This is a genomic window from Streptomyces sp. NPDC086787, assembly GCF_044745865.1.
In the GTDB taxonomy this organism is placed as follows: domain Bacteria; phylum Actinomycetota; class Actinomycetes; order Streptomycetales; family Streptomycetaceae; genus Streptomyces.
On the sequence record NZ_JBIVBC010000007.1, the window covers coordinates 196,132 to 212,532 of the forward strand.

General features: G+C 72.6%; 16 protein-coding genes and 1 pseudogene. 5 read left to right on the forward strand and 12 right to left on the reverse strand.

Annotated elements, in window-relative coordinates; all coding sequences use genetic code 11:
* Positions 1–97 precede the first annotated feature (97 nt).
* From ACIPK3_RS19200 to infC, 5 genes and pseudogenes are all read right to left on the reverse strand, one after another.
* Complete coding sequence (locus tag ACIPK3_RS19200) at positions 98–1,243, reverse strand: ATP-binding protein (RefSeq protein ID WP_402571097.1); 1,146 nt, start codon at positions 1,241–1,243, stop codon at positions 98–100.
* A 51-nt stretch (positions 1,244–1,294) separates the two neighbouring features.
* A complete protein-coding gene (locus ACIPK3_RS19205; protein ID WP_402571400.1) occupies positions 1,295–2,155 on the reverse strand; it encodes a TrmH family RNA methyltransferase in 861 nt (286 codons plus the stop codon).
* Positions 2,156–2,310: 155 nt separating this feature from the next.
* Positions 2,311–2,694, reverse strand: coding sequence for a 50S ribosomal protein L20 (rplT, locus tag ACIPK3_RS19210; RefSeq protein WP_363120294.1), 384 nt, complete (start codon positions 2,692–2,694; stop codon positions 2,311–2,313).
* A 111-nt stretch (positions 2,695–2,805) separates the two neighbouring features.
* A complete protein-coding gene (gene rpmI, locus ACIPK3_RS19215) occupies positions 2,806–3,000 on the reverse strand; it encodes a 50S ribosomal protein L35 (protein WP_003977225.1) in 195 nt (64 codons plus the stop codon).
* 110 nt (positions 3,001–3,110) lie between these two features.
* Positions 3,111–3,837, reverse strand: a pseudogene (infC, locus tag ACIPK3_RS19220) (translation initiation factor IF-3).
* Between the two features lie 369 nt (positions 3,838–4,206).
* Between infC and ACIPK3_RS19225 the strand changes: the two are divergent.
* Positions 4,207–4,566: a DUF1844 domain-containing protein gene (locus ACIPK3_RS19225; protein WP_402571100.1), complete on the forward strand. Its 360-nt coding sequence runs from the start codon at positions 4,207–4,209 to the stop codon at positions 4,564–4,566.
* A 16-nt stretch (positions 4,567–4,582) separates the two neighbouring features.
* Here the strand turns inward: ACIPK3_RS19225 and ACIPK3_RS19230 are convergent, their stop codons facing one another.
* On the reverse strand, positions 4,583–5,314 hold the full coding sequence (locus tag ACIPK3_RS19230; protein ID WP_402571102.1) for an SseB family protein: 732 nt from the start codon (positions 5,312–5,314) through the stop codon (positions 4,583–4,585).
* Positions 5,315–5,422: 108 nt separating this feature from the next.
* Between ACIPK3_RS19230 and ACIPK3_RS19235 the strand changes: the two genes are divergently transcribed.
* The gene (locus ACIPK3_RS19235) at positions 5,423–6,148 is read left to right on the forward strand and encodes a serine hydrolase (RefSeq protein ID WP_402571402.1); all 726 of its coding nucleotides are present in this window, start codon (positions 5,423–5,425) and stop codon (positions 6,146–6,148) included.
* A gap of 66 nt (positions 6,149–6,214) precedes the next feature.
* Here the strand turns inward: ACIPK3_RS19235 and mycP are convergent, their stop codons facing one another.
* Entirely contained in the window at positions 6,215–7,405 is a 1,191-nt protein-coding gene (gene mycP / locus ACIPK3_RS19240) for a type VII secretion-associated serine protease mycosin (protein ID WP_402571104.1), read from the reverse strand.
* On the reverse strand, positions 7,402–8,892 hold the full coding sequence (locus ACIPK3_RS19245) for a hypothetical protein (protein WP_402571106.1): 1,491 nt from the start codon (positions 8,890–8,892) through the stop codon (positions 7,402–7,404). The genes mycP and ACIPK3_RS19245 overlap by 4 nt, the downstream gene beginning before the upstream one ends.
* Positions 8,893–9,054: 162 nt before the next feature.
* Here ACIPK3_RS19245 and ACIPK3_RS19250 point away from each other — a divergent pair, with 162 nt between their 5' ends.
* On the forward strand, positions 9,055–10,257 hold the full coding sequence (locus ACIPK3_RS19250; protein WP_402571107.1) for an amino acid deaminase/aldolase: 1,203 nt from the start codon (positions 9,055–9,057) through the stop codon (positions 10,255–10,257).
* A 33-nt stretch (positions 10,258–10,290) separates the two neighbouring features.
* Here ACIPK3_RS19250 and ACIPK3_RS19255 read toward each other — a convergent pair whose 3' ends face one another.
* Genes ACIPK3_RS19255 through ACIPK3_RS19265 form a run of 3 tightly spaced genes read right to left on the reverse strand, consistent with a single transcriptional unit; the run spans position 10,291 to position 13,813 of the window.
* Positions 10,291–11,073: a 3-oxoacyl-ACP reductase gene (locus ACIPK3_RS19255; RefSeq protein ID WP_402571109.1), complete on the reverse strand. Its 783-nt coding sequence runs from the start codon at positions 11,071–11,073 to the stop codon at positions 10,291–10,293.
* The gene (locus ACIPK3_RS19260) at positions 11,070–12,443 is read right to left on the reverse strand and encodes an aldehyde dehydrogenase family protein (protein WP_402571110.1); all 1,374 of its coding nucleotides are present in this window, start codon (positions 12,441–12,443) and stop codon (positions 11,070–11,072) included. The genes ACIPK3_RS19255 and ACIPK3_RS19260 overlap by 4 nt, the downstream gene beginning before the upstream one ends.
* 11 nt (positions 12,444–12,454) lie before the next feature.
* On the reverse strand, positions 12,455–13,813 hold the full coding sequence (locus ACIPK3_RS19265; protein ID WP_402571111.1) for a glutamine synthetase family protein: 1,359 nt from the start codon (positions 13,811–13,813) through the stop codon (positions 12,455–12,457).
* Between the two features lie 94 nt (positions 13,814–13,907).
* Between ACIPK3_RS19265 and ACIPK3_RS19270 the strand changes: the two genes are divergently transcribed.
* Positions 13,908–14,645, forward strand: a complete 738-nt coding sequence (locus ACIPK3_RS19270) for a FadR/GntR family transcriptional regulator (RefSeq protein WP_402571113.1) — start codon at positions 13,908–13,910, stop codon at positions 14,643–14,645.
* 61 nt (positions 14,646–14,706) lie between these two features.
* Positions 14,707–15,435, forward strand: a complete 729-nt coding sequence (locus ACIPK3_RS19275; RefSeq protein WP_402571115.1) for a gamma-glutamyl-gamma-aminobutyrate hydrolase family protein — start codon at positions 14,707–14,709, stop codon at positions 15,433–15,435.
* A 33-nt stretch (positions 15,436–15,468) separates the two neighbouring features.
* On the opposite strand, the gene ACIPK3_RS19280 is transcribed toward ACIPK3_RS19275, so the two are convergent.
* The gene (locus ACIPK3_RS19280; protein WP_402571117.1) at positions 15,469–16,389 is read right to left on the reverse strand and encodes a LysR family transcriptional regulator; all 921 of its coding nucleotides are present in this window, start codon (positions 16,387–16,389) and stop codon (positions 15,469–15,471) included.
* Positions 16,390–16,401 lie beyond the last annotated feature (12 nt).

The following is a 16,401-nucleotide window of genomic DNA, read 5'->3' on the forward strand; positions in this document are numbered from 1 at the left end:
GTGGTCCCCGTGACCGGCTGAGGGCCGTGTGCAGGACACAAAGGTGCCAAAGGCCGAGTCTATCGGGGTTGAGGTGCTCGAAGGCGCCCGTGGGCCGTCAGGCGAGATACGCCGGTGTGGCCACGGGCAGGGTAAATCGGAACTCGGCGCCACCGCCGACGGCGCGTCCGACCGTGATGGTGCCGCCGTGGGCCTCCACGATGCCCTTGACGATGTAGAGCCCGAGGCCGGTGCCACCGCGCTTGCTGCCCCGCCAGAAGCGGGTGAAGACGCGGTTCATGGATTCCTCCGGGATGCCGGGTCCTTCGTCGCTCACCGTGACCGACGTACCGGTGTCCTCCCCCTCCCGGGGTGACGCCGACGGCGTGATGTCGATGGTGACGGTTCCCTCGCCGTGCCGCACGGCATTTTCGATCAGGTTGCTGAGGACCTGGTCGACCTTGTCGGGGTCGGCCCACAGGGCGGGCAGCGGCTGCTCGACGCGCAGCAGGAACCGGCCGGCGCACTGTCCGGCCGCGACGTACGCCTGGATGTGCCGGCCGACGGCGGCTCCCATGTCCACCGGCTGACGGCGCACCTCGAGGCGTCCGGAGTCGATCCGGGAGATGTCGAGCAGCTCGGCGATCAGCCGGGTGACCCGGTCGGCGTCTGCGTCGACGGTCTCCAGCATCAGCCGCTTCTGGTCGTCGGTGAACCGCTCCCACTTGGCGAGGAGGGTGGCGGTGAAGCCCTTGACCGAGGTGAGCGGGGAGCGCAGCTCGTGCGCGACGGTGGCGATCAGTTCGGCGTGGCTGCGCTCGGTGCGGCGCCGGGCCTCGGTGTCGCGGAGCGACACGACGACCCGGCGGACCGGTCCGGTGGGTCTGGTGCGTACGTACCGGGCCGACACCAGGAGCTCCCGGCCACCGGGCAGCAGCAGGTTCCGTTCGGGCTGTCCGGCGCGTATGGCGAGGCCGCCGTAGGGGTCGGTCAGCTGCCACCAGCGCCGGCCCTCCAGGTCCTCTAACGGCAGGGCCTTCTCCAGACGCCTGCCGAGGGCGTCGGCGGTGGGGAGGGCGGTGATCCGGGCGGCCGCCGCGTTGAAGCAGATCACGCGGCCGTGCTCGTCGGCGACCACCAGGCCGTCGGGCAGTTCGTCGGGGTCGACACCGAGTCCGGTCCCGGCGTGGTCGCCGGACCGGGGCCCGGGCAGCGGGCGTGCGTCCCGTTCCTCCGGCGCACCGCTCGTGCCGACCACACTCATCCCCGTACCCCACCTCTCAGACGGCGCAGGGCCCCCGAGTGGGTCACCTTACTAGTTCGTGGTGACGGAGCGGCACCCTCCGGGGGCGCGCTGTGCGCGGGCCGATGCGTAGAGACATACGGCGGCGGCGGTGGCGAGGTTCAGGCTCTCGGCCCTGCCGTGGATGGGGACGCTCACGACGGCGTCGGCGAGGGCGCGGGTCTCCTCGGGCAGCCCCCAGGCCTCGTTGCCGAACACCCAGGCGGTGGGCCCGCCCATGGTGCCCTTGTCGAGTTCCTCGTCCAGGTCGCGGTCTCCGGCCCCGTCGGCGGCGAGGATCCGCACCCCGGCGTCCTTGAGTGCCGCGACGGCTCGCTCGACGGGCACACCGACGGCGACCGGGAGGTGGAACAGGGAGCCGACGGAGGCGCGTACGGCCTTGGGGTTGTACAGGTCGACGGAGGCGTCGGTGAGGACGACGGCCTCGGCACCGGCGGCGTCGGCGCAGCGCAGCACGGTTCCGGCGTTGCCCGGGTCGCGGACGTGGGCGAGTACCGCGACGAGCTTGGGGCGGGCGGCGAGCACGTCCTCGAACGAGGTGTCCAGGAACCGGCAGACACCGACCAGCCCCTGCGGGGTGACGGTGGTGGAGACGTCGGCGATGACCTCTTCGGTGGCGAGGTGCACCCGGGCGCCCGCGTCACGGGCCTCCCCGACGATGTCGGCGTACCGCTCGGCCGCCTCCACTGTGGCGAACAGCTCGACCAGGGTCGCCTGCCCGTCGGACCGGTGCCCGGCGGCCTCCCGTACGGCCTGCGGCCCCTCGGCGAGGAACAGCCGGTCCTTGCCCCGGAAGTTCCGCTTGGCGAGCCGGCGCGCGGCGGCCACACGGGCGGAGCGGGGGGAGACGAGGTCTGGGGTGGCCGGGGGCATGCTCTTCACCTTCAGCAGTACGTTCACACACAGACAGCAGACACACGGACAACAAGCACACGGGCCACAGACACACGGGCAACAGACAACGGACCCGCAGGCCGGGAAGACCTACGGGTCCGTGCAGTCACGTCGGCCCGAAGCCGGCGCAGGCGTCAGGCGGCCTTCGGCGCGTTGACGTCCGACGGCAGCGCCTTCTGCGCGACCTCGACGAGCGCGGCGAACGCACCCGCGTCGTTGACGGCCAGCTCGGCCAGGATCTTGCGGTCGACCTCGACGTTCGCGGCCTTCAGACCCTGGATGAAGCGGTTGTACGTCATGCCGTTGGCGCGGGCAGCGGCGTTGATGCGCTGGATCCACAGCTGACGGAAGTCGCCCTTGCGCTTCTTGCGGTCGTTGTAGTTGTAGACCAGCGAGTGGGTGACCTGCTCCTTGGCCTTGCGGTACAGGCGCGAACGCTGACCGCGGTAGCCGGAGGCCGCCTCGAGGATCGCCCGGCGCTTCTTGTGGGCGTTGACTGCCCGCTTGACGCGTGCCACTTGTTTAACTCCTTGTAGCGGGGCCGCGGTTGTCCTCACGCGGCCCGGAAACGATTGGGTCCCGGTCCTGACGTACGGCGCAGATCGAGGGGACGATCAGACGCCGGTGCGTCACTTGCCGAGAAGCTTCTTGATCTTCGCGGCGTCGCCCGGGGCCATCTCGGCGTTGCCGGTGAGGCGGCGCGTCACGCGGGACGACTTGTGCTCAAGCAGGTGGCGCTTGCCGGCGCGCTCACGGAGCACCTTGCCGGAGCCGGTGATCTTGAAGCGCTTGCTGGCACCGCTGTGCGACTTGTTCTTCGGCATAGCGCCGTATCTCCTCGTCGGTGGCGCCCCGGTGCCCGGTCGCGAAAACCGGGCACATTGGAGCGTCGCTCTTGTTTCGGTTACTGCCTGGGGACTCGCGTCCCCCGGGATCACGCCTCGGCAGGGGCCTCGGGGGCCTCGGCGGGCTCAGCGTGCTCGAGGTCGGCGGCGTGCTCGAGGTCGGTGCCCTCGAGGTCCGTGCCCTCAAGATCCGCGGCGTTCTGCGAGCGGCCGGGGTTGGCCTTCGCTTCGGCCTTGCGGGCTTCCTGCGCCTGGCGGGCCTCGGCCATCGCCTCGGTCTTCTTCTTGTGCGGACCGAGAACCATGATCATGTTTCGGCCGTCCTGCTTCGGGTTCGACTCGACGAAACCGAGGTCCTGGACGTCCTCCGCGAGACGCTGAAGCAGTCGGTAGCCCAGCTCGGGCCGGGACTGCTCGCGACCACGGAACATGATCGTGATCTTGACCTTGTCGCCCTGCTTGAGGAACCGAACGACGTGACCCTTCTTGGTGTCATAGTCGTGCGGGTCGATCTTCGGCCGGAGCTTCATCTCCTTGATGACCGTGTGCGCCTGGTTCTTGCGCGCCTCACGGGCCTTCATGGCCGACTCGTACTTGAACTTCCCGTAGTCCATGAGCTTGCACACGGGCGGACGGGCGGTCGCCGCCACCTCGACCAGGTCCAAGTCGTACTCCTGCGCAAGCTCCAGTGCCTTGGCCAGCGGGACAATGCCCACCTGCTCGCCACTGGGACCGACAAGTCGCACCTCGGGAACGCGAATCCGGTCGTTGATGCGGGGCTCGGCGCTGATGGATCCTCCTCGGTTAGCACCACACGGCGGTCTGGCGGACAGCCGCGTATGTCTCTTATTCCGTAGACCTAACCGCGCCGGCGCATGAAAAATGCCCCGGACGATCACAGACGGGGCTCCAAAACACTGCCGGAGCACCGCCGCGAAAATCGCGGGGCGCGCATTCGGGCGACTCCACCGTCCGTACGGAACGGTGGTGGCCGCCTGACCGGGGTGACCCGCCGTCCCGGAAGACGGTCGGGTGGGAGATCGGAGCCTCCACTTGTGGGCCGGGCCTGCTCGCCGTATGGCACGCCTGTCCGGCCGGTCGTCACACAAGGTTAGCAGCATCGCGCGGGCAGGGCCAATCAGGGCCGAATGGGGCCGCCGCCCGTGGGACGCCTATCGTGTGGGCATGAGTGAGACCCCCGCCGAGCGCCCCGCCGACTTCGACGCCATGACCCGCGACATCGCCGAGGTCCCCGCTGTCGAGGTGATCGTGACGGTCGCCGTCAACCTGATGAGCGCCGCTGCCGTGAAGCTCGGACTGACCGAGGAGGGCGACAAGCACAAGGACCTGGACGAGGCCCGCAAGCTGGTGACCGCCCTCGCCGGTCTGCTGGACGCGAGCACCACCGAGATCAGCTCCTTCCACGCCGCCCCGCTGCGCGACGGCCTGAAGTCCCTCCAGCTCGCGTTCCGCGAGGCGTCGATCGTGCCGGACGAGCCGGGCCAGGGGCCCGGGGAGAAGTACACCGGTCCCGTCTACGGCTAAGTCCCCCCACCCGCACTCACCCGCGCACGTACAGGGCCTCGCCCGGAGGTGTCGTTCCGGTCGGCAGCACCGCCAGGTCGAGGCCGCGCACCAGGCGGGCCCTGAGTGTTTCGTCGGCGGCGAGGCGGGCGGCCACCGCGCGGGCGGCGTCCGCGGGCGCCGCGGCGGGGTCGAGCACCAGGGCGAGGGTGCCGTCGGCCCGGCCGGGACCGAGGTGGGCGCGGAGCACGGCGGGCTCCACGGCGACGGCGGCGCGGACCGCTTCCCGGACGGCCGGGTCGGCCAGCGGGTCGGTCGTCGTACGGCCCTCGGCGAGCGCGAGCAGCGCGGGGCCGGTCAGCTCGAACGCCACCGGGCCGGACATGTCCAGCACGACGGTGTCCGCCTTCTCGTGCGCGGCCGCCTGCAGGGCCTGGTGCAGCGGTACGGCGACGGGCCTGGCCTCCGGATCCCATCGGGCCAGTGACTCGGTGGACGTGAAGGCGGGCAGGGCGGTCCGAGAGCCCGCCTTGAGGGTGGGGACGGCCATGTCGCTGGTCTTCTCGCGGCGCAACCCGTTCTCGTCCACCTCGACCTCACCCAGCACGGCCACCACCGGTACCAGCAGCCGGGCGCCCCTGAGCGCCTCCAGAACGGGGCCCACAGCGGTGCGGTCCTCGGCCCAGGCGGCGAGCGCGGCGCTCAGCCGGGGGTCGGCGGAGCCGTCGTCGTCGGAGAAGCCGGGGTCGGGAATGTTCTTGTTCACCACGGTCACGACCCTATCGGGGCCGTATCCTCGACGGTCAGGGAGGAAGAGGATTCGGTGGCGCCCGTGACGGAACCCGCGGTGGACCGCACCGCCCTGCTGACCAGGGCCATGGCGTCGGTGAGCGTGCCGGGCTCCGCGAAGGTGTCGGCCGCGGTGCTGAACCTCGCCTCCGGTGAGAGCGCGGTCCACGGCGACGCGGCCTTCGAGACGGCGAGCATCGTCAAGGTCGACATCCTGGCGGCGCTGCTGCTCCAGGCGCAGGACGCCGGGCGGCGACTGACGGCGGCCGAGGAGTCGTACGCCAGGAAGATGATCGAGCACAGCGACAACGCCTCCGCCTCCGCACTGTGGGACACCGTCGGCCGGGCGGCCGGGCTCGACGCGGCCAACCGTCGCTTCGGGCTCACGGAGACGTCGGGCGGTGACGGCACCCTGTGGGGGCTGACCCGGACCACGGCGGCCGATCAGCTCGTACTGCTTTGGCAGGTGTTCGGGGATGACTCGAAGCTGAGCCGTGCCTCCCGGGCCTTTCTCCGGGGCCTTATGGAGGACGTCGAGGCCGGCCAACGCTGGGGGGTCTCGGCCGTGCACGGCGCTTGCCGCCCGGCGCTCAAGAACGGCTGGCTGCCGCGCAGCACGACCGGCCTGTGGGTCGTCAACAGCGTCGGGCGGGTGACGGTCGGCGACACGGACCATCTGGTGGCCGTCCTGTCGAACGGCAGCGCTTCCCAGGCCGGGGGCATCTCCCTGGTGGAGTCGGCGGCACGGGCGGCCGTGTCGGTGTTCACCGGTGTCGCCGACCGCGACGGCGACACCGTGCCCGGGTCCGGCTGACCGGGCTCAGCCGTTCCGGCCGCGGTTCAACCGTTCCGGCCGCGGTTCAACCGTTCCGGCCGCGGTTCAACCGTTCCGGCCGCCGTATCCGGCGGTGCTGTCGCGACGGCGTCCCCGCCACAGCACCACGGCGACGACCAGCAGCACGCCGCCGGTGCCGCCTGCGAGCGGACCGACCCAGCCGGCGGTGCCCCCGCTCGCCCGCGCCGCGTCGGGGCCGGGACCGAAGTACTTCTCGCCGTAACCGGCGGACTGGAGGCCCTGCGGCTTGAGGCGGCCGGCCGCCTTGATGGCGGCGGCCGGGTCCACGAGGCCGAAGCCCCGTGAGTCGTCGCGGCCGCCGCTCGGCGCGTTCCGGGCGGTGTCCTCCAGGAGCTTCTTGATCTGGGCCGGGGTCAGCCCGGGGTTGGCCGCCCTGACCAGTGCCACCGTGCCGGAGACGAAGGCGGAGGCGGCGCTCGTGCCCCAGCCCTCGTAGTACTTGTGGTCGGGGTCGGCGATCACGATGTCGACGCCGGGTGCGCTGACCGTCGCGTACCAGCGGCGGGTGGAGAAGGAGCCGCGGGTGCCGTACCGGTCGACGGCGGTGGCGGCGATGACGCCGGGGTAGGCGGCCGGATAGGAGATGTGGTCGCCCAGTTCGCCGCCGTTGCCCGCGGAGGCGACGACGACGGTGCCCTTCCTGAGCGCGTACTGCACGGCCTCGTCCTCGCTCGATTCCGGGTGCGCGGAGGAGGAGTCGTCGCCGAGGGACAGGTTGATGACGTCGGCGCCGTGGTCGGCGGCCCAGCGGATGCCCTCGGCGAGGGCGCTGCCGCGCGTCTTGCGGGCCTTGCCGCGGGCGGTGTCGCCGTCTTCGAGGATCACCCGCACGGGAAGGATCTTCGCCTCGGGCGCGATGCCCATGACTCCGTCGGCGGCGCCGGTTCCGTGGCCGTGTCCGGCGATGATGCCGGCCATGGCGGTCCCGTGCCGGGCCCAGGAGCGGTCGCCGGGCCGCGCGCCGAAGCCGATGAAGTCCTTGCCGGTCAGGACGTTTCCGACGAGGTCGGGGTGGTCGGACTCCACCCCGGTGTCCAGGACGGCGACGGTGATGCCCCGGCCCTTGGTGGTCCGCCAGGCCTCCTCGGTGCGCAGGGCGGACAGGGCCCACTGCTTGGCGCGGATGCCGTCGGCGTAGGCCGTGGTGGAGGGCAGCAGGGCCAGTGAGCCGGCCAGGAGGAGGCTCAGGGCCGCGCCGGTCCGTCGGCGGGTCATGACGGCGGCTCCGTGGCCGGGCGGACGGTCTTGCGCAGGCCGCGCTGTACACGGTCGGCGAGCCCCTGGGCCTCCTGGCCGAGGCCCGCCTGTGCGGGGGCCGTGGTGGCACCGGAGCGGATGGCGTCCGCGGCGGGCTGCGGGGTGTCGACGGTACGGCCGTCGGCCCAGCCGGACACCGCGTACGCGACGACCGGGGCGTCGGTGAGGACCGAGATGGTCCAGGAGGCGCGTTGCCGGTTGCCGAAGTCCGCGGCGACGGTGTGTTCGGCGGCGTACGGGCGGGGCATCAGGTCGGTACGGCGGTCCAGGCCCTCTTTCTTGAAGCGGGTGGCGAGGGCGGACATGGCGGCGGGGTCGGTCCTGGTGAAGAGCAGTCCGACGGTGGTCACATAGCTCTGAGTGGCGTCGGTGTAGGTGGCACGCAGCAGCCGGCGGCAGCCGGCCGGGGCGAGTACCTTGCGCAGCAGCGGGTCGAAGGCGTTCACGCAGCCGCCGTCGGGGGCGACGGCGATCCGGGTCCATGTGCGGTCGGCGCCGCCGGGTCCGGCGCCGGCGCCCTGCACGGTGGGCGGGAACAGTTCGTCGACCGGCACGCTGTGCCAGAGCCCGGCGGCCGCGGCGAAGCCGCTCACGGTCTGCCGGTCGTCGGCGTCACCGACGAGCCAACTCCCGGTCACGGCACCGCCGATGAGCCCCATCCCGAGCACGGCACAGGCCGCGGCGGTGAGGGTCCGGGCCCGTACCCGTACCCCCGGCGACCTCTGGTCGGCCTCCTCGGGCTCCCCATACGACACGACCGGCCGGACCGCGCTCCAGGAGAGCGCCGGATCGGGAGAGACGGCTGCCCCGTCCCTCGCGGCACCCGGGAACGCCACGGTGGTCACCGGCGGGACGGCCGGACGGGGCGGCACCACCTGTGCGCTGCGCGGCGAGGCCGCCTGGGCAGGCACACCGGCGGCCCGGGGCGGAGCCTCACCGCCCGCGCGCGACGAAGGCACCGGGCCCGGCACGGCCGCAGGCCGAGGCGGAATGCCGTCCACCGGGCGCGGCAGGTCGACACCCTCCGCCCTCCGCGCAGGCGCCACGACCGGCGTACCCGCGGGCCGGGGCGGCACGGCGCGCGTGGGGCGGGGCGCGGGCTGCTGGGCGGGCGCACCGGTGGGGCGGGGCGGAGCGTCACCGGCCGCGCGGGGCGAAGGAGTCGGAGTCGGCGTACCGACGCGTGATGCCGCACCTGACGTCGGTTCGGCGACCTGCTCACGGGTTCCCGGGGCTCCGGATCCGCCCGGTCGTGGCGGGGTGTCGGGAAGACGGGCCGAGGCGGAGGGCGGGGGTGCGGGCCGGGGCAGGCGGAACGGGCGCAGGGGCGGGAAGCGGGGCGGGGAGTCCTGGGTGGCGGGGCCGCCGGTGCGCGATGCGTCCTGCCCGGGCGGCGGGGTGGTGGGGCGGGGCGGCACGGGGGCCTGCCGAGCGTCACTGCTCATGCGCCCCCCGTTTCCTGGTGCCCCCGGGCCGTGCCGTTCCGTCGTGCCTGAGCGTCACTTTACGGCGTGCCGCCGGTCGAACGGGAACCAGTCCAGGAGCCTGCGGCATCTGCCCGGTACGTCCCTCTACCCTGCGGTAACCCGGTCTGGCAGGCTGCACGCATGACTGAGCGCGCCGCCGACCGGGCTCGTTACGACCGGGCCACCGCACATCTCGACGCCCCCCTCGCCATCGTGGATCTGGACGCCTTCGACGCCAACGCGGACGATCTGGTCCGCCGGGCCGGCGGGAAGCCGATCAGGGTCGCCAGCAAGTCCGTACGCTGCCGCGCCCTGCTGGAACGCGTGCTGGCCAGGGACGGCTTCGCGGGCATCATGTCCTTCACCCTCGCCGAGTCGCTGTGGCTGGCCCGCTCCGGCTTCGACGACGTACTGCTCGCCTATCCGTCGGCCGACCGCGCCGGCTATGCCGAGCTGACCGGTGATCCGAAGCTCGCGGCCGCCGTGACCGTCATGATCGACGACCCCGCCCAGCTCGAACTGATCGACGCCGCGCGCCATGGTGGCGGTGAAGTGGTGCGCGTGTGCCTGGAGTTGGACACCTCACTGAAGCTGCTCGGCGGCCGGATACGGGTGGGCGCGCGCCGTTCGCCGCTGCACTCCCCCGCCCAGGTCGCGGAGCTGGCGCGGGCGGTGGCCCGGCGCCCGGGTTTCCGGCTGGTGGGGATCATGGCGTACGAGGGGCACATCGCGGGAGTCGGTGACGCGGTCGCCGGGCGGCCGCTGCGTTCCCGCGCCGTACGTCTGATGCAGTCGGCCGCCCGCCGGGAGCTTGCCGAGCGGCGCGCGGCGGTGGTGCGGGCGGTACGGGCGGTGGCGCCGGATCTGGAGTTCGTCAACGGCGGTGGCACGGGCAGTGTGCAGCACACGGCGGCCGAGGACTCCGTCACGGAGATAGCCGCGGGTTCCGGACTGTACGTGCCTCGTCTCTTCGACAACTACACGTCGTTCACGGGCCGGCCGGCCGCCCTGTTCGCGCTGCCCGTGGTGCGGCGCCCCGGGGTGGGGGTGGTGACCGTGCTGGGCGGTGGCTATCCGGCCTCCGGCGCGGCCGGCGCGGACCGGCTGCCGGTGCCGTACCTCCCGCAGGGGCTGCGGTACGACCCGCAGGAGCAGGCCGGCGAGGTGCAGACCCCGCTGCTCGGCATGCCCGCCGACGACCTGCTCATCGGCGACCGGGTGTGGTTCCGGCACGCCAAGGCCGGTGAGCTGTGCGAGCGGTTCGACGCGCTGCACCTGGTCCAGGGCGACGCGGTGACGGCGACCGTGCCCACGTACCGGGGCGAGGGACGGACCTTCCTGTGAGGCCCGAAGGGCCGTCCCCGCGCCGGTGGCGTCCTACAGCGGCGTGACGTACGCCCCCGAGATACCGCCGTCCACCAGGAAGTCGGTGGCGTTGACGAAGGAGGAGTCGTCGCTGGCCAGGAAGGCGACGGCGGCGGCGATCTCCTCGGACTCGGCGAACCGGCCGACGGGGATGTGCACGAGGCGGCGTGCGGCCCGCTCCGGGTCCTTGGCGAACAGCTCCTGGAGCAGGGGCGTGTTGACCGGGCCGGGGCACAGGGCGTTGACCCGGATGCCCTCGCGGGCGAACTGCACGCCCAGTTCGCGGGACATCGCGAGGACGCCGCCCTTGGAGGCGGTGTACGAGATCTGCGAGGTGGCCGCGCCCATGCGGGCCACGAAGGACGCCGTGTTGATGATGGAGCCCTTGCCCTGACGGCGCATGTAGGGGATGGCGGCCTTGCAGCACAGGTAGACGGAGGTCAGGTTGACCTCCTGGACACGCTTCCAGGCCTCCAGGCCGGTCTCCAGGATGGAGTCGTCGTCCGGCGGGGAGATGCCCGCGTTGTTGAAGGCGATGTCGACGCTGCCGTAGGTGTCGAACGCGGTCTTGAACAGGGCTTCGACCTGCTCGGGGTCGGTGACGTCGACCTTGACGAAGAGGCCGGCGACCTCCTCGGCGGCGGCCTTGCCCCGGGCCTCGTCGACGTCCGCGCAGACGACGTTCGCGCCCTCGGAGGCGAGTCGTCGCGCGGTGGCCAGGCCGATGCCGCTGCCGGCTCCGGTGATGACGGCGGTGCGGCCGACGAGACGCCGGCACAGGTTCTCTGCGGTCACAGTGCGGGACCCTCCGTGCTGATGAAGACGTTCTTGGTTTCGGTGAAGGCGGTCAGGGCGTCCGGGCCCAGTTCGCGGCCGAGGCCGGACTGCTTGAACCCGCCGAACGGGGTCGAGTAGCGGACACTGGAGTGGGAGTTGACGGACAGGTTGCCGGCGCGCACGGCCCGGGAGACGCGCAGGGCGCGGCCCAGGTCGTGGGTCCACAGGGAGCCGGCGAGACCGTACGGGGTGTCGTTGGCGAGGCGGATCGCGTCCGCCTCGTCGGTGAAGGGCAGGAGCACGGCGACCGGGCCGAAGATCTCTTCGCGGGCCGCCTCGGAGTCGGGCCGCTCCCCCGTGAGTACGGTCGGCGCGAACCAGAACCCGGGCCCGTCGGGCGCGCTGCCGCGCAGTGCCTGGGCGCCGTCCGGCACGAAGGACCGTACGCGGTCCCGTTGCTGAGCGGAGATCAGCGGGCCCATCTGGGTCTTCTCGTCGGCCGGGTCGCCCACCACCACGGCGGACAGCGCGTCGGCGAGCAGGGCGTGGACCTCGTCGTACACGGACTCCTGGACGAGGATCCGGGTGCGCGCGCAGCAGTCCTGGCCGGAGTTGTCGAGGAAGGAGAAGGGGTCGACGGCGGTCTTGAGGTCGGCGTCGGCGAAGACGATGTTGGGGCTCTTGCCGCCGAGTTCGAGGGTGACCGGCTTGACCTGTCGGGAGCAGCGCTCCATGACCTCGCGGCCGGTACGGGTGGAGCCGGTGAACACGATCTTCGCGACGTCCGGGTGGTCGACCAGGGCGCGGCCGGCGACCGCGCCGTATCCGGGCAGGACCTGGAAGAGGTGCTCGGGCAGACCGGCTTCCAGGGCGAGTTCGGCGAGGCGGAGCGCGGTGAGCGGGGTGGTCTCGGCGGGCTTGAGGACGACGGCGTTGCCGGCGGCGAGGGCCGGGAAGGAGCCCCAGGCGGCGATGGGCATCGGGAAGTTCCAGGGGGCGATCACCCCGACCACGCCGAGGGGTTCCTGGAAGGTGACGTCCCAGCCGCCCGGCACGGGGATCTGCTTGCCGAGGAGGCGTTCGGCGCCGCCGGCCGAGTACAGCAGCAGGTCGCGGGCGTTGCCGGCCTCCCAGCGGGCGTTACCGAGGAGGTGGCCGGCCTCGCGGACCTCCAGCTGTGCGAGTTCGTCGACGTGGCCGTCGACGACGTCGGCGAAGCGGCGCAGCAGACGGGCCCGGTCGGCGGGAGCGGCGGCGGCCCAGGACCGCTGGGCGGCCGCCGCGCGGGCGACGGCGCGGTCCACTTCGGCCGCGTCGGCGGCGGGGACGGTGGCGACGATCTCCTCGGTGGCGGGGTTGAGGACCGTCAGCTCGTGCTGGTCGGACACGTGATGACCTTTCACAGGCGTTCGAAGGAGCGGCGCAGCTCCCAGTCGGTGACCGCGGCGTCGAAGGCCTGGAGCTCGACGCGTGCCATGTTGCGGTAGTGCGCGACGACCTCGTCGCCGAAGGCGGCCTTGGCGATGGGGCTGTTCTCCCACAGTTCGGCGGCTTCGCGCAGGGTGGTGGGCACGTGGTCGAACTCGGCGGTGTAGGCGTTGCCGGGGCAGGGTTCGGGCAGTTCCAGCTTCTGCTCGATGCCGTACAGGCCCGCGGCGACCAGTCCGGCGACGGCCAGGTGCGGGTTGACGTCGCCGCCGGGCAGCCGGTTCTCGAAGCGCAGGGAGCGGCCGTGGCCGACGACCCGCAGCGCGCAGGTGCGGTTGTCGTGGCCCCAGGCGACGGCGGTCGGGGCGAAGGAGCCGGGCTGGAACCGCTTGTAGGAGTTGATGTTGGGGGCGTAGAGGAGCGAGAAGTCCCGAAGGGCCGCCAGCTGCCCGGCGAGGAAGTGCCGCATCACGTCGCTCATGCCGTCGGGTCCGGCCATGGCGTTGTGGCCGTCGGCGTCGGCGAGGGAGAGGTGGATGTGGCAGGAGTTGCCCTCGCGCTCGTTGTACTTCGCCATGAAGGTGAGGGACACGCCCTCCTGCGCGGCGATCTCCTTGGCGCCCGTCTTGTAGATCGCGTGCTGGTCGCAGGTGACCAGGGCCTCGTCGTAGCGGAAGGCGATCTCGTGCTGGCCCGGGTTGCACTCGCCCTTGGCGGACTCGACGGTGAGTCCGGCGCTCGCCATCTCGTTGCGGATGCGGCGCAGCAGGGGTTCGATGCGGCCGGTGCCGAGCACCGAGTAGTCGATGTTGTACTGGTTGGCCGGGGTGAGGTTCCGGTAGTTGGCGTCCCAGGCGTGCTCGTAGGTGTCCTTGAAGACGATGAACTCCAGCTCGGTGCCGACCTGGGCGGTGTAGCCGAGTTCGGCGAGCCGTTCCAGCTGGCGGCGCAGGATCTGACGGGGGGCGGCGACCACCGGGGAGCCGTCGCTCCAGGCGAGGTCGGCGATGAGCATGGCGGTGCCGGCGTTCCACGGCACACGGCGCAGGGTGGTCAGGTCGGGGTGCATGGCGAAGTCGCCGTAGCCGCGGTCCCATGAGGACATGGCGTAGCCGTCGACGGTGTTCATCTCGGTGTCGACGGCGAGCAGGTAGTTGCATCCCTCGGTGCCGTGGTCGAGGACTTCGTCGAGGAAGAAGCGGGCGGCGAAGCGCTTGCCCTGGAGGCGCCCTTGCATATCGGGGAAGGCCAGGACGACAGTGTCGATCTCACCGCTTGCGACGAGGGTGTGCAGTTCCTCGACGGTCAGCGGGGGCGTGCGGTCTGCCACAGGGGGCTCCTTCAGCTGCTTGGCGCTGTTTCGGCCGGGCCGGCAGCCATAAGGTATGCCGGAGAACCATTGATTGGGAAGGGGGTACGGCCGGATGTCGCAGGACATGGAGCCGGACAGACTCGGCGACACCCTCGCGCCGGTGCTGCGACCGGTGCGCGCGGGGAACGGCTTCGAGGAGGCGCTGGAGCAGATCCTCCAGGTCGTACGGCTCGGCCTGGTGCCGGGCGGGGAGCGGCTGCCGGCCGAGCGGGAGCTGGCCGAGCGGCTCGGGATCAGCCGGGTGACGCTGCGCGAGGTGCTCAAGGTGCTCCAGGACCAGGGGCTGGTGGAGTCACGGCGCGGGCGCTACGGCGGCACCTTCGTCCTGCCGCGCACGGACGCGGGCGGCGAGGACGAGCTGCGGCGGCGGATCACCGAGGTCGACATCGAGGACGTACTGCGGTTCCGGGAGGTCCTGGAGGTGGGCGCGGCCGGTCTGTGCGCGGCACACGGGCTGACGGGTGAGCAGGCGGAGCGGCTGCGCGAGGCGCTGGCCCGGACGCACGACGCGCCGCTCGCCGACTACCGGCGACTGGACACGCTGCTCCATCTCACCCTGGCCGAGCTGTGCGGCTCGCCGACCCTGACCGCGCAGTACGCGGCGGTCCGCGCGGGCCTGAACGACCTGCTGGACTGCATCCCGCTGCTGGTGCGCAACCTGGAGCACTCGCAGCGGCAGCACATCGCCCTGGTGGAGGCCGTGCTGGACGGGGACGCGGACGGGGCGCGGGAGATGATGCGGGAGCACTGCGCGGGCACGGCCGCGCTGCTGCGGGGCTTCCTGGGGTGAGGGCTTGCACCGGAACACGGAAGCCGTAAAGGTATTCACGAACACCTTTGAGGGAGGACCCGTGACCGGACGGCCGCTGATCGGCATCAGTACGTACCTGGAGTCCCGGGCGCGCTGGGGCGTGTGGGAGCTGCCCGCGGCGCTGCTGCCCGTCGGATACCCGCGGCTGGTGCAGCAGGCGGGCGGGCTCGCCGCGATGCTGCCGCCGGACGGGCCCGAGTCGGCCGCGGCGGCCGTCGCCCGGCTGGACGGTCTGGTGATCGCCGGGGGGCCGGACGTCGAGCCGGTGCACTACGGCGCGGAGCGCGACCCACGCACCGGGCCGCCCGCCGCCGAGCGCGACGCCTGGGAACTCGCCCTGATCGACGCGGCACTGGCCGTGGGCACACCGCTGCTCGGCATCTGCCGGGGCATGCAACTGCTGAACGTCGCCCTCGGCGGCACGCTCGCCCAGCACATCGACGGCCACACCGAGGCCGTCGGCACCTTCGGACGGCACCCGGTCAAGCCGGTGCCGGGGACCCTGTACGAGAGGGCAGTACCGGAGGAGACCGCCGTACCCACCTACCACCACCAGGCAGTCGACCGGCTCGGCTCCGGCCTCGTGGCCTCCGCCCACGCCGGGGACGGCACGGTGGAGGCGATCGAGCTGCCGACCGCGACGGGATGGGTGCTCGGCGTGCAGTGGCATCCCGAGATGGGCGAGGACCTCCGGGTCATGCGCGAGCTGGTGGCAGCCGCCGCGCGCAGCCGCCCCGGCGGGGCCGCGGCACCCGGTCCGCAGGGCTGAGCGAGCCCGGCACGACCGAGCCCGCGACGGCGCTCACCCCCGGGTCAGCGACAGCAGCTCCCGGGCGGGCCCCGTCGGCCGGTGGCCCGTGGGCCAGACGGCGCGCAGGTCCCTGGCCAGGGACACCTCGTCGACCGGTACCTCGACCAGGCGGCGCAGTGCCAGTTCCTCGCGGACGGCGAGCTCGCTGAGCACCGCCGGGCCCGCGCCGCTGACCGCGGAGGCCTTGACGGCCGTGGTGGAGGACAGCTCGATGAGGGGGCGGGCGAGACCGCCGAGGGCCGTGTCGAGCACCTGGCGGGTGCCGGAGCCGCGCTCCCGCAGGATGAGGGGGGTGGCCGCCAGCTCGGCGGCCGGGAGGGGACGGGTGCGGCGGGCCCACGGGTGGGCCGGGGCCGTGACCACGATCAGGCGGTCGCGCGCGATCACCGCCGAGTCCAGGCCCGGGGGCACGGTGAGCCCCTCCACGAACCCCAGATCCGCCTCGCCCGCCAGCAGCCGCTCCGCCACCGCGGCCGAGTTCCCCGCCAGCAGGGACACCGCCGTGTCGGGGCGTTCGGCCCGCAGGGCCAGCAGCCAGCCGGGCAGCAGATACTCGGCGATGGTCATACTGGCCGCGACCCGCAGCCGCGAGTCACGGCGGTCCCGAAGTGCCTGAGCTCCCGCGTCGAAGGCTTCCGCCGCCTCCACGACCCGTCTCGCCCAGTCCGTCACCAGCGCCCCGGCGTCGGTGAGCCGGGAGCCACGCGGCGAGCGGTCCACCAGCGCCACGCCCAGCTGGCGCTCCATGGAGCGGATCCGGCTGCTGGCGGCCGGCTGGGTGATGCCGAGTGCTCGCGCGGCCGCTCCGAGACTGCCCAGCCTTGCCACCGCCAGCAGCAGTTCCAGCGCCCCCAGGTCCGGCACCCGGTGCGCCAGCGTGCCGTTCCCTCGCCGCTCCTCCATCTCGCTCATAAGACCAGCTTA

Bases quoted from the DNA above. Each gene is read 5' to 3' on its own strand.
- ACIPK3_RS19280 (WP_402571117.1), bottom strand. From the start codon at position 16,389: ATGAGCGAGATGGAGGAGCGGCGAGGGAACGGCACGCTGGCGCACCGG.
- rpmI (WP_003977225.1), bottom strand. From the start codon at position 3,000: ATGCCGAAGAACAAGTCGCACAGCGGTGCCAGCAAGCGCTTCAAGATC.
- ACIPK3_RS19225 (WP_402571100.1), top strand. From the start codon at position 4,207: ATGAGTGAGACCCCCGCCGAGCGCCCCGCCGACTTCGACGCCATGACC.
- ACIPK3_RS19245 (WP_402571106.1), bottom strand. From the start codon at position 8,892: ATGAGCAGTGACGCTCGGCAGGCCCCCGTGCCGCCCCGCCCCACCACC.
- ACIPK3_RS19205 (WP_402571400.1), bottom strand. From the start codon at position 2,155: ATGCCCCCGGCCACCCCAGACCTCGTCTCCCCCCGCTCCGCCCGTGTG.
- ACIPK3_RS19250 (WP_402571107.1), top strand. From the start codon at position 9,055: ATGACTGAGCGCGCCGCCGACCGGGCTCGTTACGACCGGGCCACCGCA.
- ACIPK3_RS19270 (WP_402571113.1), top strand. From the start codon at position 13,908: ATGTCGCAGGACATGGAGCCGGACAGACTCGGCGACACCCTCGCGCCG.
- mycP (WP_402571104.1), bottom strand. From the start codon at position 7,405: ATGACCCGCCGACGGACCGGCGCGGCCCTGAGCCTCCTCCTGGCCGGC.
- ACIPK3_RS19200 (WP_402571097.1), bottom strand. From the start codon at position 1,243: ATGAGTGTGGTCGGCACGAGCGGTGCGCCGGAGGAACGGGACGCACGC.
- ACIPK3_RS19235 (WP_402571402.1), top strand. From the start codon at position 5,423: ATGGCGTCGGTGAGCGTGCCGGGCTCCGCGAAGGTGTCGGCCGCGGTG.